At 71.4% G+C, this 12,592-nt stretch carries 13 protein-coding genes; 9 read left to right on the top strand and 4 right to left on the bottom strand.

Going from position 1 to position 12,592, the window contains the following annotated elements; translation table 11 throughout:
* Nucleotides 1-4: 4 nt before the first annotated feature.
* On the bottom strand, nucleotides 5-1,378 hold the full coding sequence (locus M0G41_RS01840; RefSeq protein WP_248204555.1) for a sigma-54-dependent transcriptional regulator: 1,374 nt from the start codon (nucleotides 1,376-1,378) through the stop codon (nucleotides 5-7).
* A 130-nt stretch (nucleotides 1,379-1,508) separates the two neighbouring features.
* Here M0G41_RS01840 and M0G41_RS01835 point away from each other — a divergent pair, with 130 nt between their 5' ends.
* The 7 genes from M0G41_RS01835 (at nucleotide 1,509) to rpoH (ending at nucleotide 7,187) form a co-directional block, all read left to right on the top strand.
* Nucleotides 1,509-2,699, top strand: coding sequence for a type II secretion system F family protein (locus M0G41_RS01835; RefSeq protein ID WP_248204553.1), 1,191 nt, complete (start codon nucleotides 1,509-1,511; stop codon nucleotides 2,697-2,699).
* A 25-nt stretch (nucleotides 2,700-2,724) separates the two neighbouring features.
* Nucleotides 2,725-3,417 carry a cell division ATP-binding protein FtsE gene (gene ftsE / locus M0G41_RS01830; protein ID WP_248204551.1) on the top strand — a complete coding sequence of 231 codons (693 nt, stop codon included), beginning with the start codon at nucleotides 2,725-2,727 and terminating at the stop codon, nucleotides 3,415-3,417.
* Nucleotides 3,414-4,346 (top strand): permease-like cell division protein FtsX, encoded by a 933-nt coding sequence (gene ftsX / locus M0G41_RS01825; RefSeq protein ID WP_248204549.1) that lies wholly within the window; start codon nucleotides 3,414-3,416, stop codon nucleotides 4,344-4,346. Before ftsE ends, ftsX begins: the two co-directional genes overlap by 4 nt.
* Nucleotides 4,343-5,197 (top strand): response regulator, encoded by an 855-nt coding sequence (locus M0G41_RS01820; RefSeq protein WP_248204548.1) that lies wholly within the window; start codon nucleotides 4,343-4,345, stop codon nucleotides 5,195-5,197. The genes ftsX and M0G41_RS01820 overlap by 4 nt, the downstream gene beginning before the upstream one ends.
* Nucleotides 5,194-5,907: a uracil-DNA glycosylase gene (gene ung, locus M0G41_RS01815; protein ID WP_248204546.1), complete on the top strand. Its 714-nt coding sequence runs from the start codon at nucleotides 5,194-5,196 to the stop codon at nucleotides 5,905-5,907. Before M0G41_RS01820 ends, ung begins: the two co-directional genes overlap by 4 nt.
* Nucleotides 5,908-5,909: 2 nt before the next feature.
* Nucleotides 5,910-6,137, top strand: coding sequence for a hypothetical protein (locus M0G41_RS01810; RefSeq protein ID WP_248204544.1), 228 nt, complete (start codon nucleotides 5,910-5,912; stop codon nucleotides 6,135-6,137).
* A 177-nt stretch (nucleotides 6,138-6,314) separates the two neighbouring features.
* A complete protein-coding gene (gene rpoH / locus M0G41_RS01805; RefSeq protein WP_248204543.1) occupies nucleotides 6,315-7,187 on the top strand; it encodes an RNA polymerase sigma factor RpoH in 873 nt (290 codons plus the stop codon).
* 88 nt (nucleotides 7,188-7,275) lie between these two features.
* On the opposite strand, the gene M0G41_RS01800 is transcribed toward rpoH, so the two are convergent.
* The 3 genes from M0G41_RS01800 to M0G41_RS01790 form a co-directional block, all read right to left on the bottom strand.
* A complete protein-coding gene (locus tag M0G41_RS01800; protein ID WP_248204541.1) occupies nucleotides 7,276-7,944 on the bottom strand; it encodes an SRPBCC family protein in 669 nt (222 codons plus the stop codon).
* Between the two features lie 493 nt (nucleotides 7,945-8,437).
* A complete protein-coding gene (locus M0G41_RS01795; RefSeq protein WP_248204538.1) occupies nucleotides 8,438-9,067 on the bottom strand; it encodes a DUF2238 domain-containing protein in 630 nt (209 codons plus the stop codon).
* A 51-nt stretch (nucleotides 9,068-9,118) separates the two neighbouring features.
* Nucleotides 9,119-9,505, bottom strand: a complete 387-nt coding sequence (locus M0G41_RS01790; RefSeq protein ID WP_248204536.1) for a YkgJ family cysteine cluster protein — start codon at nucleotides 9,503-9,505, stop codon at nucleotides 9,119-9,121.
* Between the two features lie 228 nt (nucleotides 9,506-9,733).
* Here M0G41_RS01790 and M0G41_RS01785 point away from each other — a divergent pair, with 228 nt between their 5' ends.
* Both M0G41_RS01785 and M0G41_RS01780 read left to right on the top strand, forming a co-directional pair.
* The gene (locus M0G41_RS01785; RefSeq protein WP_248204534.1) at nucleotides 9,734-10,126 is read left to right on the top strand and encodes a BlaI/MecI/CopY family transcriptional regulator; all 393 of its coding nucleotides are present in this window, start codon (nucleotides 9,734-9,736) and stop codon (nucleotides 10,124-10,126) included.
* Nucleotides 10,119-12,569 (top strand): M56 family metallopeptidase, encoded by a 2,451-nt coding sequence (locus M0G41_RS01780; RefSeq protein ID WP_248204533.1) that lies wholly within the window; start codon nucleotides 10,119-10,121, stop codon nucleotides 12,567-12,569. Before M0G41_RS01785 ends, M0G41_RS01780 begins: the two co-directional genes overlap by 8 nt.
* Nucleotides 12,570-12,592 lie beyond the last annotated feature (23 nt).

The raw sequence follows: 12,592 nt of genomic DNA, 5'->3' as shown, positions 1-12,592 counted from the left end.
CATGTCAGGCCTCCCTGCTGGCGCGGATGTCCACGCCCAGCTCTTTCAGCTTGCGATAGAGATGCGTGCGCTCGACGCCGGCCAGTTTGGCCAGCTTGCCGACGCTGCCACCGACGGTCTGCAGCTGCTGCAGCAGATAGTGGCGCTCGAAGCGCTCGCGGGCCTCGCGCAGGGGCAGGTCGAGGGCGACCTCGAAACCCTCGCCGGGCTCCCGCGCGGCCGCCCCGCGCTGGCCGAGCGCGGACTCGACCTCGGCCAGGCTGACCGGCCCGGGCTCGCCGAGCAGCAGCAGGCGCTGGACCAGGTTGCGCAGCTCGCGGGCATTGCCCGGCCAGTCATGCCGGGCCAGGCGCTTGAGCGCCGCGGTGCTGAACTCGCGCGGCGGCAGCTGCTGGCGGGCCAGCTGCTCGACAATGCTCGAGACCAGCTCCGGAATGTCCTCGACGCAGTCGCGCAGGGCGGGCACCTCGACCGGGACGACCGCGATCTGGAAGTACAGCTCATCGAGGAAGCGCCCGGCGGCGCGCTCGGCCTCCAGGTCCATGGCGGTGGCCGCGATGACCCGCACGTCCAGCGGCACCGGCTTGAGACCGCCGACGCGCAGCAGCTCGCGGCGCTCCAGCGCGGCGCACAGGCGCCGCTGCAGCTCGGGGCCGAGCGCCGCCACCTCGTCGAGGAACAGGCTGCCGCCCTGGGCCCGCTCGAGCAGGCCGGGGGAGACCACGCCGCCCTCCTCGGCGCCGAACAGGGTGCTGGCTGCCTGGGCCTCGCTGATCGCCCCGGCCGCGACGGTGACGAAGGGCCCGTCGCGGCGGTCGCCGAGTTGGTGCAACCAGCGCGCCAGCGACTCCTTGCGCGTACCGGCCTCGCCGCGCAGCAGCACCGGCGCCTCGTGGCGGGCGAGCCGGCCGAGCTGCTCGCGCAGGGCGCGGATCGGCGCGCTGTCGCCGACCGGAGCCAGCTCGGGCAGGATCTGCGCGCGCAGGGCCTGGTTGGCTTCGCGCAGGGCGCCGGCTTCCAGCGCCCGCTGCAGGGTGATCAGCAGCTTGGCCAGGGCGATCGGTTTCTCGATGAAGTCCCAGGCGCCCAGACGCGTGGCCTCGACGGCGGTCTCGACCGTGCCGTGGCCGGACATCATCACCACCGGGCAGGGCAGGCCCGGGCCCTCGGCCCATTCGCGCAGCAGGGCTACGCCGTCGGTCTCCGGCATCCAGATGTCGAGCAGGATGGCATCGGGCACCCGCTCCGCCACCGCCGACCGGGCCGCCTCGGCGTGGGCGGCCGTGCGCACGGCATAGCCTTCGTCTTCGAGGATCTCCTGGACGAGCTGGCGGATGTCGGGTTCGTCGTCGACCACCAGCACCTGGGCGGCAGGCATCGGATCTCGGCTTGCAGGGCGGGGAGGGCGCAAGTCTGAGCCGGATGCGGCGGTGCGGCAAGGCCGATGGCCCGATCCGCGGCGGCTTCGTCCGGCGAAGAAGCGGTGAGCCTTCCCGTAAACTTCCGCGATGCCCGCTTTTGCCTACCAGGTTCTGGATGCCGATGGCCGCCGCCAACGCGGGGTGGTCCAGGCTGATACCCCCCGCGCGGCGCGGTCTCTGCTGCGTGAGCGCGGCCTGCATCCGCTGGAGGTCTCCGCGCTCGGCGAGGGCGGTGGCCCCGGGCAGCGTCTGCGCACCGCCCAGCTCGCCCTGTTCTCGCGCCAGCTGGCTGTGCTGGTCGGCAGCGGCCTGCCGATCGACGAGGCACTGTCGGCGCTGGCCGAGGCCAGCGAGGGCCGTTTGCAGGCCGTGGTGCTCACCCTGCGTGCCCGGGTCATGGAAGGCGCGGCGCTGGCCAGCGCGCTGGCCGAGCAGGGGGATACCTTCCCCCGGCTGTTCCGTGCCTCGGTGGCGGCCGGCGAATCCGCGGGGCGGCTTGACCAGGTGCTGCGGCGCCTGGCCGACCACGCCGAGGCCAGTGCCGCGCTGCGTCAGCGCATCCTGATGGCCCTGACCTATCCCCTGCTGCTCACCGTGGTGGCCCTGGCGGTTGTCAGCGGGCTGATGGTCTACGTGGTGCCCCAGGTCACCACGGTTTTCGTCCAGCAGGGCCAGGCCCTGCCCTGGGCCACGCGCACCCTGATCGCGGTCTCCGACGGGCTGCGTGAGCAGGGCGCCTGGATCGGCCTGATGGCGCTGGTCGTGATCGGCGCCGTGCTGGCCGCCCTGCGTACCCCGGCCGGCCGCCGCCGGATCCAGGCCGGCCTGCTGGCGGTCCCGCTGTTCGGTCCACTGCTGCGGGCCGCCGACAGTGCGCGCTTCGCCCGCACCCTGGCCCTGCTGGTGAGCAGCGCCGTGCCCCTGCTGGAGGCCCTGCAGATCGCCGCCCAGGTGGTCACCACCCTGCCGATGCGCGAGGCCCTGGGTCGGGTGGCGCAGCGGGTGCGCGAGGGCCAGGGCTTCGGCCGCGCGCTGGCCGATAGCGGGCAGTTCCCGCCGATCGCCGTGCGCCTGGTGCAGAGCGGTGAGCGCAGCGGGCGGCTCGACGCCATGCTCGACGAGGCGGCCGCCCATGGCGAACGCGAACTGGACACCGCGGTCGGCGTCGCCAGCGCCGCGCTCGGCCCGCTGGTCATCATCGCGGTCGGAGGGCTGGTACTGTTCATCGTCCTCGCCATCCTCCTGCCGATCTTCGAACTGAACACATTGGTACGCTGATGAGAGCCAACCGGAGTCCGCTGCCGTGAGTGCGTTGCTGCATTTCGACGCGGTGAGCAAGCGCTTTGCCGCCGGACTGCAGGCGCTGTCCGAGGTCAGCTTCGAGGTCGCAGCCGGCGAGATGGTCTTTGTCACCGGGCACTCCGGTGCCGGCAAGAGCACCCTGCTGCGCCTGGTCAATGGCGCCGATCGAGCCAGCCGCGGCACCGTGCTGTTCGAGGGCCGCAACCTGGCCAAGCTCGGCCGGCGGACCCTGCCGGCGCATCGCAGACGGGTCGGCGTGGTGTTCCAGGACCACCGCCTGCTGGCCGACCGCAGCGTCTTCGACAACGTCGCCCTGCCACTGCTGATCGCCGGCTACGCAGGCGCCGAGATCGGCAAGCGGGTGCGTTCGGTGCTGGAGCGCCTGGGCCTCGGCGACCGCGGTGCGGCCCGTCCGGCCATGCTCTCGGCGGGTGAGCAGCAGCGTGTCGGCATCGCCCGCGCCATCGTCGCCCAGCCGCCCCTGCTGGTCGCCGACGAGCCCACCGGCAATCTCGACCCGCAACTGGCCGCCGACGTCATGCAGGTCTTCGCCGAGCTGCCGGCCCGCGGCACCTCGGTGCTGGTGGCCAGCCACGACCTGCCCCTGATCAAGCGCATGCGCCGGCGCACCCTGGTCCTGGATCACGGCCGCTTGATCGACGACTTCCGCCCGCCCGCGGAGGGCGGTTCATGAGCCGCGGTCCGAGGATCGGTGGCTTTGCCGCCTGGCGCCGCGCCCACCGCACGGCGCTGGCCGATGCGCTCGGCCGGCTGGCCGCGCGGCCCTTCGCCAGCCTGCTGACCCTGGCGGTGCTGGCACTGGCGGTGGCCCTGCCGCTTTGCCTTGGCGGTCTGGTCAAGGAGGCGCAGCGCTTCAGCGCCGGCCTGCGCGAATCACGCGACATCGCCGTGTTCCTCGATCCGGCGGCCGACTCGGCTGCGGCACGCACCGCGGCGGCACGCTGGAATGCCGACCCGCGGGTGGCCGAGGTCGTCCTGCAGAGTCCCGAGCAGGGCCTCAGCGAACTCCAGGCCGACCGCGCCCTGGCGCCGACCCTGGCGGTGCTGGAGCGCAATCCGCTGCCCTGGGTGCTGCTGGTCGCGCCGCGCGAGGGGGCCGATGACCATGCCCTGGTGGAGGCGCTGCGCGCCGAGCCCGGCGTCGATCAGGTGGTCCACGACGCCGCCTGGCGCGAGCGCCTCGCCGCCTGGCTGCAGCTGGCCCGGCATCTGGCCCTGCTGGCCGCCGCCCTGCTCGGCGCCGGTCTGGTGCTGGTGGTCGGCAACACGGTGCGGCTGGAGATCCAGGACCGCAGCGAGGAGATCCTCACCCTGCGCCTGCTCGGCGCCACCGATCGCTGGGTGCGCCGCCCGTTCCTCTACCTTGGCGCGCTCTACGGCGGTCTTGCCGGCGCGATCGCCGGAGGCGTGACCTGGCTAGCCGGCAGCTGGCTGGCGCCGCCTCTGGCCCGGCTGGTGGCAAGCTACGGCGGCAGCTTCAGGCTGGTACTCTGGTCGGCCAGCGAGCTGCTGGCGGTCGCAGCCCTTGCCGCCCTGCTCGGCATGGCGGGCGCGGCCGCGGCCGTGGGCCACCACCTCAGACAGTCGGAGAGCACCGCATGAGCGTTGCCGGCATCACCCGGCATATCAGTTCGGACAGTCCGCGGATCATGGTCGTGGACGGGTCCAAGGTCGTGCGCAGGATGATCGAGACCCTGCTGGTCAAGGACGTGCCGAACGTCTCGGTGATCTCCTGCGAGACCGGCGCCGAGGCCAAGGCCGCCCTGCAGGAGGGTGTGGTCGACCTGGTCACCACCGCCCTGCGTCTGCCGGACATGGACGGCCTGGAACTCGCCCACTACGTCCGCGAGCACGCGCCGCAGGCCTATATCCCGATCATCGTCGTTTCCGGCGATGTGCAGGAGCGCCTGGTCAACCGCAGTTTCGGCGATGACGTCACCGACTACTTCGACAAGTCGCTCGGCTTTGCCGCGCTGACCACCTTCATCCACGGCTACGTCGCTGGCGGCAACAGCGGCGGGGGCGAGGTGCTCTACGTCGAGGACAGCAAGGTCGTGGCCATGGCCACCCGGCGCATGCTGGAAAAGAACGGTCTGTCGGTGATCCACGTGATCAGCGTCGAGGACGCCATCGCCCACCTCGAGACGGCCATGGCCCAGGGCCGCATTCCCGGTCCCGACATCGTGCTGACCGATGTCTACCTCAAGGGCGGGCTGACCGGCCACGACCTGCTCGAGCATGTCCGCAACGTGTTCGGCTATGCCAAATCGCAGCTGCCGATTCTGGTCATGACCGGCGATGACAACCCGGCCAACCAGTCGGCCCTGCTGCGCCTGGGCGCCAATGACCTGGTGCAGAAGCCGATCGAGGAGCGCCTGCTGGTCACCAAGCTGCTCTTCCAGCTGCGGGTGGGCCGGATGATGCGGGACAAGGTCGCGCAGTCGAAGGCATGAGTGCCGAGGCCGCGGGCGAGGCGCGGGTTCGCCTGGGTCCGTCCTGGAAATCGCGCCTGGCGCCGGTGTTCGCAAGCCCGGCGATGCAGGGCCTCGGTGAATTCCTGCGCGCCGAGAAGCGCGCCGGGCGCACCGTTTACCCGCCCGGTGCGCAGATGTTCGCCGCGCTCGACCACACGCCCTTCGAGTCGGTGCGGGTGGTGATCCTCGGTCAGGACCCCTACCACGGCCCGGGCCAGGCCCATGGCCTGAGCTTCTCGGTGCCGCCCGGCGTGCCGCCGCCGCCTTCGCTGCAGAACATCTTCGCCGAGATCGAGCGCGACCCGGAGCTGCGCCTGCCCAAACCCCGCCACGGCTGCCTGATCCACTGGGCCGACCAGGGCGTGCTCCTGCTCAACGCCGTGCTCAGCGTCCGCGCCGGGCAGGCGGGCAGCCATGCCGGCAAGGGCTGGGAAGGCTTCACCGACGCCATCGTCGACCTGCTCAACCGCGAGCGCGAGGGGCTGGTCTTCATGCTCTGGGGCAGCTACGCACAGAAGAAGGGCGCCCTGGTCGACCGCCAGCGCCACTGCGTCCTGCGCGCGCCGCATCCCTCGCCGCTCTCGGCCTACCGCGGCTTTATCGGCTGCGGACACTTCTCGGCCGCCAACCGCTATCTGCGCGGGCGCGGCGGCCGGCCGATCGACTGGTCGCTGCCTGCGGAGGCCTGAAGATGCCCTTCTACTCGATGGGTTTCGTATTCGCCCTGGCCTGCGCCGCCTTCTTCTGGCACGCCGGCGAGAAGGAAATGGGTTCGGGTGTGCCGTGGACCGGGCTTTCGGTGCTCGTGTCCGGAGTGATCCTGATGGCGGGCGGCGGCGGGGTGCTGGCGGTGCTGCTGGGCCAGGCCGGGCTGCTGGTCGGGATCACCCTGTTCCGGCTCTGGCGCGATCCCCACTGAGCGCCCTGCCGCGCCTGGGGTCGGGCCCGGGCTTGAATCCGGCGTCGCCGTCCCCAGTTAGGTTTGCGCCGGGAAGCTTGCGGATGCATGAATTCATGCCCCAGCGGTGGCATCGGCTAAGGGGAACTTCACGCTGGCTTTAGCACTCTAATACCTCGAGTGCTAGACTCCGGCCCCATGGAGAAAACGATGTCGACTGCCCTGGTAGCCAACAACCTGCCGATTCCCAGCGCGCTGGGTTCGCTGGATGCCTACATCACCGCCGTCAACCGGATTCCGATGCTCACCCTCGAGGAAGAGCAGGATCTGGCCCATCGCTTCCGCGAGGAGGACGATCTGGACGCCGCCCGCCAGCTGGTGCTTTCGCACCTGCGCTTCGTGGTTCACGTCGCCCGCGGCTACAACGGCTACGGCCTGCAGATGGGTGATCTGATCCAGGAAGGCAACATCGGCCTGATGAAGGCGGTCAAGCGCTTCGACCCGACCCAGGGCGTGCGTCTGGTCAGCTTTGCCGTGCACTGGGTCAAGGCCGAGATGCACGAGTTCATCCTGCGCAACTGGCGCATCGTCAAGGTCGCCACGACCAAGGCGCAGCGCAAGCTGTTCTTCAACCTGCGCAAGTCGAAGAAGCGCCTGGGCTGGATGAACCAGGACGAGGTCCAGGCCGTGGCCCGCGACCTGAACGTCCCGGTCGCCGAGGTGATGGAGATGGAAGCCAGGCTCAACGGCCGCGACATCGGCTTCGACGCTCCGGTCGACGCCGATGATGACGTGCCGCCCGCGCCGGCAGCCTTCCTGGAAGATCATGGCGCCGACCCGTCGATGACCTATGAGCGCGACGACGAGGAGGGCGACCAGCTCGAGCGCCTGCGTCAGGGCCTGGCGCGTCTCGACGAGCGCTCGCGCGACATCATCCGTCGCCGCTGGCTGGACGTGAAGGGCAAGGTGACCCTGCAGGATCTGGCTGACGAGTACGGCGTCAGCGCCGAACGCATCCGCCAGATCGAGTCGCAGGCGATGAAGAAGATGAAGGCGCTGTTCGTGGCCTGAGTCTGTGAGCACCTGTGCGACATGAAAAACGGCCCTGCGGGGCCGTTTTTCGTTGCGCCAGTCCGGCCGCCGCCGGTCCGCTGGCGGATCAGCCCGCGTCGCCCTCGGTGGAGGCTTCCGCCGGCGCCTCTTCCGCGCCATCGCCGGCCGCCGCTTCTTCGCCGGCCTCGGCTGCCTCGCCCTCCATCGGCTCCTGCGGCGCCTCCTCGGCCGGCGGCGGCGCGACCTCGGCCGGCTGCGACTCGGCCAGCACCTTGAGGTCGGCCAGGCCACGCTCGTAGTCGGGGCCGATCATCCGGTCCAGCAACAGGTTGAACCATCGCGAAACCAGATGGCCTTCGGCGTCGAACTCGAAGCGCCAGACCAGTCGCGTGCCGGCGCCGGCGGGCCGCAGCAGGTAGTGGGACGTGGCCACGCCGTCCGTGCCGAAATCGAGCTTCACGGTGATCGAGTTCGGCGGCTCCATCGCGACGATTTCCTGCGAGCCCTCGCCGGCGTCCCCACGCCAGCGCATGATCGCCCCGACGCCGCGCGCCGGCCCCGCGTACTCGTAGGTCGCGGTCGCATCGTAGTCGCGCCAGGGTGACCACTCGTTGAAGCGGCCGAATCCGTCGAGCAGGGCAAACACCTCGGCCGGCGGCCGGTCGATGACGATGTCGCGTTCCACCTCGACCCGGTCCGGCAGGAACCAGCCGACCCCCGCAAAGACCGCGACCAGGAATACGATCAGGAAAAACAGGCCCTTGAGCAGGCGCATTGGCAATCTCCCCCTCGGAAATGGTCCCCGCATCCTAACCCCATCGTGAAATCGGGGTGAGCGCGTTCACATCGGGCCTCGGCATCGGGCCGAAGACCTGGGAGTGGCCGAGGGAGGCGGCCGGACCAGCAATGGGCGCAAAGCAGACCTTCCGCAGAACCCGAATGAAGGAGCCAGCTTGCTGGCGACAGGCGCGCCGGACGGGACGATCGCCAGCAAGCTGGCTCCTACACGCAAGGGCGCTGCCAGGTCCGGTTTGCGCCCTTCCGGCGCGTCTGAAATCTGCCCTCTTTCGACCGCATTCGCGCAGTTCAACGAGACCCGACTGTGGGAGCGCCCTTGGGCGCGACCGCAGCGCTAGGGATTCACCACGGACCGCGGCCAGAGCGGATCTCCGCGGTCGCGCCCAAGGGCGCTCCCACAGAAAGCCGGCCCCTTTGATGCGCCGGTTCGAATGCGCACTTCGCACCCAAACCGGATCGCCACACCGCAATCAGCCCTTCAGCCCGCCCAGCTGCCGCTCATGCAGGGACGAAAAGAGCATCAGGGACAGGCAGGCGCCGAGCAGGGCGCAGAACATGTCCCATTGCGTATCCCAGACGTCGCCCTGGGTGGCGAGGAAGGCGTCGGCCGCGCCGCCCCAGATCAGCGCCGCCCACCATTCCAGCAGCTCGAAAAAGGCGCTGAAGCTGAGCGCGGCGGCGACGCACAGGTAGGCCAGCCAGCCGCCCGGCTGCAGCGGGGTCAGACGTCGCAGCAGCTCGCGGGCAAGGATGGCCGGGACGAACCCCTGCATCAGGTGTCCAAGCCGGTCGTAGTGGTTGCGGGCCAGGTCGAAGACCTCCTGTGCCCAGAGTCCGAGCGGGGTCAGGGCGTAGGTATAGGCGCCGCCGTAGACCAGCACCAGGGCGTGCAGGGCAAGCAGCCAGCCGAGCAGGCGGCTGAGCGGAAAGCGCGGCCAGAGGAGCACCACCAGAGGGAGTCCGACCACCACCCAGACCACCTCCATGAACCAGGTCAGGCGATCGTGCGGGGCGATTCCCGAGGCGATCAGGGCGGCGGTGACGGCAGCGACCAGGCCGATGCGCTCAAGCCGGGGCCAGGGGCAGGGACGGGGTGTCATCGGCGACTCCGGCAGGGGGAGCGGGCAGTGTGCCCCAGCCCCACCCGCGCGTCAGGCGCTGCGCGGCAGGGGCGCCTGGCCGGGACCGAGGGGATCGATCCAGCTGTCCGGGGTCAGCGCCGGCAGCCCATGGGCGGCGCGTGCGCGATCGCACTGCGGGCTCGGCCGGCCGAATTCCCAGGCCGCCTCCAACTCCCGGCAAGGGGAGGGCCGCTGGGCATAGATGGCGCAGGCCACCTCCCCGCCGACGGCTCCCTGCAGCGCGGTGCAGTGCGGTGCCCGGGCCTGCGTGCCGCGCATGGCCAGGCGATGGGGGTCGAGCTTCTCGGTCAGCTGTGGCGGCACGGTCCCGCCCAGGAAGGGCTCGGCCTCGGACCAGTGGAAGGCAACACGGAAATGGGCGCAGCAGGCGCCGCACGACAGGCACGGATGACCCATGCAGGACACCGCGAAACAGGGGAGGCGGGGAGGGTTCACTTCCGCGGACCGGGCGCCAGCGCGGCCGCCGGGCGGAAGATCGGCGCGGATTCTATTCGAGCCGAGGGCGCCGCGGGAGAGGGGGTCCAGCGTCGTTCAGCCGGGCGTCGGCGACACCCATGACTTGTGGCCCGTGTCCGACTGGGGTATTTCTTCTACAACTGTAGTACGACACCTGTAGAAGACGAAATGGACGAGAACCGGGACATCGCCCTCTCCGACCTCCAGCTGGACCTGATGCGCGTGCTCTGGGCGCGTGGAGAGGCCAGCACGGCCGAGGTCGCCGAGGCCCTGGCGGGCAGCCGCGACCTCGCCTACACGACGGTGGCCACCCTGCTGTCGAGACTGGAGAAGCGCGGCCTGCTGAGCGCCCGCCGCGACGGTCGACAGGTCTGCTATCGCCCGCGTATCGCCGAGCACGAGGTGCGACGGTCGATGGTCAGCGGCCTGCTCGGCAGCCTGTTCGGCGGCGATGCCCGCGCCCTGCTGGCCCATCTGCTGCGCGAGGAGGAGATCCAGCCCGGCGACCTGACCCGCGCCCGGGCCCTGCTCGACGCCGACAAGGGCGGCCGCCATGACTGAACTGGGCATTTCACTGCTGTCCGGCTGGCTGCAGCTCTGCCTGCATACCAGCGCGCTGCTGGGCCTGGTCTGGGCGCTGGAGCGCGCTGGCCTGCTGCGCGGCGCCGCCCTGCGCGAGCAGGCCTGGCGCGCGGCCTTCCTGCTGCCATTGCTGGTGCTCTGCCTGCCGGCCGCAGGACCACGCGGCAGTTGGCAGGTCGAGTCCCCGCTGGCGGATCTCGCCGCTCCCCCTGCCCCCGCCGCTGCGCCGATCGCCGCATCCCCCCGGTCCGAGCCGAACCGTATCGCCGCGCCGGCGGTTTCCCCTGTCTTACCGGCGCCGGCTCCCCGGAGCGCGCCGGCCGTCGTCGCGAGCCCCTCGACGGTGAGCGCCGCTGTCCCCGCCGCGGCCCCGCCCGCCCGGGCCGCCTGGGCCGCCATCGCCGGTCTTGCCGGCTGGCTTTGGCTGGCCGTGCTCGCCGCCGCGGTCCTGCGCCGCGCCCACCAATGGCAGGCCGAATCGCGGCGGATCTCGAGCCTGCCCCGGCTGACCGCCGAGTCTCTGGGCCTCGGGCCGATCAGCGCCCGGCTGCGCCTGGATCACGGACTGTCCGGCCCGGCCGCCTGGCCCCCGGACGTGATCTGTCTGCCGCCGTGGACGCTCGAGCGACTGAGTCTCGAGCAGCGCCGGGCGGCCCTGGCCCACGAGCTGGCCCATCTGCGCCGCGGCGACGCCTGGTGGCGCCTCGGCCTCGGGCTGATCGCGGTGGCCGGTCTGTCGCCACTGGCTCCGCTGGCCCTGCGTCGGCTCGATGCCCTGGCCGAGCTGGCCTGCGACCGCTGGGCCGCCGAGCGTACCGGCAGCCCGCGGGCGCTGGCCGAATCCCTGCTGCAGTGCGCCGAACACCGCGCCTTGCGCGATGCCCATCCGCTGGCTGCCGCCATGGCCCGGCGCCCCTCCCCCCTGCTGGAGCGGATCCAGCAACTCATCGAGGAAAACACCATGACATCCTCCAAGCCCAGCCGCCTGCAGCAGTTCCTGCTGGCACTGACCCTGGCCGCCTGCGCCGTGCTCCTGCCGGTGATCGGCGCCGCACCCGCCGAGGCCGGCCAGCGTATCGAGCTGGCCGACGAGGCCGGGCAGGCGCCAGCGCCGCCCCCTCCGCCAGCTCCGCCAGCGCCGCCCGCCCCCCCTGCCCCGCCCGAACCGCCGCAGGGCGTGATCGCCGCCGCCGGCATCGCCCCGCCTGCGCCTCCGGCCCCGCCGCCGCCCCCGGCCCCGCCTGCCCCGCCGGCGGAGAACGGCACGGTGTCGGTCATGCACATGGACACCTTTTTCGGAAAGTCGCTGCGCTACCACATCGACCGCCCGGGCTACGAGCTGACCCTGAAGACCGACGGAGATTTCGAGCTCAGCGATGCCGAGGATGACTTCATCGCCATCGAGGACGAGCTGACCCTCGAGGAAACTACCGGTGGGGTGACGCGCCGCCTTGAGCTCGAGGACGAGAAGGGCTCGATCCAGCGAAAGTACCGGGTCGACGGGCGCGAGCGGCCCTTCGACGCCGAGGCCCGCAGCTGGCTGGCCGAGGCCCTGCCGCGGATGCTGCGCGAGACCGGCGTCGGTGCCAAACAGCGCGTCGCCCGGCTGCATGCGGAGGGCGGCAGCCGCGCCGTGCTGATGGAGATCGACCGCATCGTCAACAGCAACGCCCGCGGCCGATACCTGCGGGTCTATTTCGAACTGCCTGGCCTGGACGCGCCGGCGGTGGCCGCCGGAGTCGACCGCGCCGTCCAGCTCGACGGTGACTACGAGCGCCGCGTGGCCCTGGTCGCCGCGGTAAAGAATGCCTCGCTGTCAGGGGCCGCGCTGGCCACGGTGCTCGACGGCGCTGCCGGCATCGACAGCGACTACGAACGGCGGGTGCTGCTGCAGAAGGCCGCGCCCAGGCTGGGCGCCGACGAGGCGCTGCAGCAGCGCTGGGTCGCTGCCCTGCGCGACATGGGTTCGTCCTACGAAATGCGTGTGGCCCTGCAGGCCCTGGCCAAGCAGCCGCTGCTGCCGGCCACCCTTGCCCGCGCGCTGGACGCGGTCAAGACGGTCGACTCCGACTACGAAAAGCGCGTCGCCCTGCAGTCGCTGGGCCAGCACGTCGGCAGCGACGCCCAGGCGGTCGGCGCCTTCGCCACTGCGCTGTCCACCATCGGCTCGGACTACGAGCGGCGGGTGGCCGTCGAAAGCCTGCTCGAACGGACCAGGCCCGATGCTCCCGCCGCGCGGGCGCTGCTTCCGGTCATTGACGGGATCGGTTCGGACTACGAGTGCCGCCGCGCCCTGCAGGCCCTGGCCGGACGGATGCCGGCCGACGACGACCTGATCCGCGAATACCGCGCCATCGCCCGCAAGCTCGGCGACTTCGAGCGCGGCCAGGCGGAAAAGGCGCTCGACCGGTTCGACAGCTGAGCTGTTCGCGGGGACAGGGCAGC

Origin of the sequence: Pseudomarimonas salicorniae, assembly GCF_023156535.1 — a bacterium.
In the GTDB taxonomy this organism is placed as follows: domain Bacteria; phylum Pseudomonadota; class Gammaproteobacteria; order Xanthomonadales; family Xanthomonadaceae; genus Pseudomarimonas; species Pseudomarimonas salicorniae.
Note: the sequence above shows the minus strand (reverse complement) of the source record. Positions and strands in the feature narration are given on the sequence as shown.

What these genes read in the sequence shown, in the direction of transcription:
- M0G41_RS01840 (WP_248204555.1), bottom strand. Translation starts at nt 1,378, where the DNA reads ATGCCTGCCGCCCAGGTGCTGGTGGTCGACGACGAACCCGACATCCGC.
- M0G41_RS01835 (WP_248204553.1), top strand. Translation starts at nt 1,509, where the DNA reads ATGCCCGCTTTTGCCTACCAGGTTCTGGATGCCGATGGCCGCCGCCAA.
- ftsX (WP_248204549.1), top strand. Translation starts at nt 3,414, where the DNA reads ATGAGCCGCGGTCCGAGGATCGGTGGCTTTGCCGCCTGGCGCCGCGCC.
- M0G41_RS01820 (WP_248204548.1), top strand. Translation starts at nt 4,343, where the DNA reads ATGAGCGTTGCCGGCATCACCCGGCATATCAGTTCGGACAGTCCGCGG.
- ung (WP_248204546.1), top strand. Translation starts at nt 5,194, where the DNA reads ATGAGTGCCGAGGCCGCGGGCGAGGCGCGGGTTCGCCTGGGTCCGTCC.
- M0G41_RS01810 (WP_248204544.1), top strand. Translation starts at nt 5,910, where the DNA reads ATGCCCTTCTACTCGATGGGTTTCGTATTCGCCCTGGCCTGCGCCGCC.
- rpoH (WP_248204543.1), top strand. Translation starts at nt 6,315, where the DNA reads ATGGAGAAAACGATGTCGACTGCCCTGGTAGCCAACAACCTGCCGATT.
- M0G41_RS01800 (WP_248204541.1), bottom strand. Translation starts at nt 7,944, where the DNA reads ATGCGCCTGCTCAAGGGCCTGTTTTTCCTGATCGTATTCCTGGTCGCG.
- M0G41_RS01795 (WP_248204538.1), bottom strand. Translation starts at nt 9,067, where the DNA reads ATGACACCCCGTCCCTGCCCCTGGCCCCGGCTTGAGCGCATCGGCCTG.
- M0G41_RS01790 (WP_248204536.1), bottom strand. Translation starts at nt 9,505, where the DNA reads ATGGGTCATCCGTGCCTGTCGTGCGGCGCCTGCTGCGCCCATTTCCGT.
- M0G41_RS01785 (WP_248204534.1), top strand. Translation starts at nt 9,734, where the DNA reads ATGGACGAGAACCGGGACATCGCCCTCTCCGACCTCCAGCTGGACCTG.
- M0G41_RS01780 (WP_248204533.1), top strand. Translation starts at nt 10,119, where the DNA reads ATGACTGAACTGGGCATTTCACTGCTGTCCGGCTGGCTGCAGCTCTGC.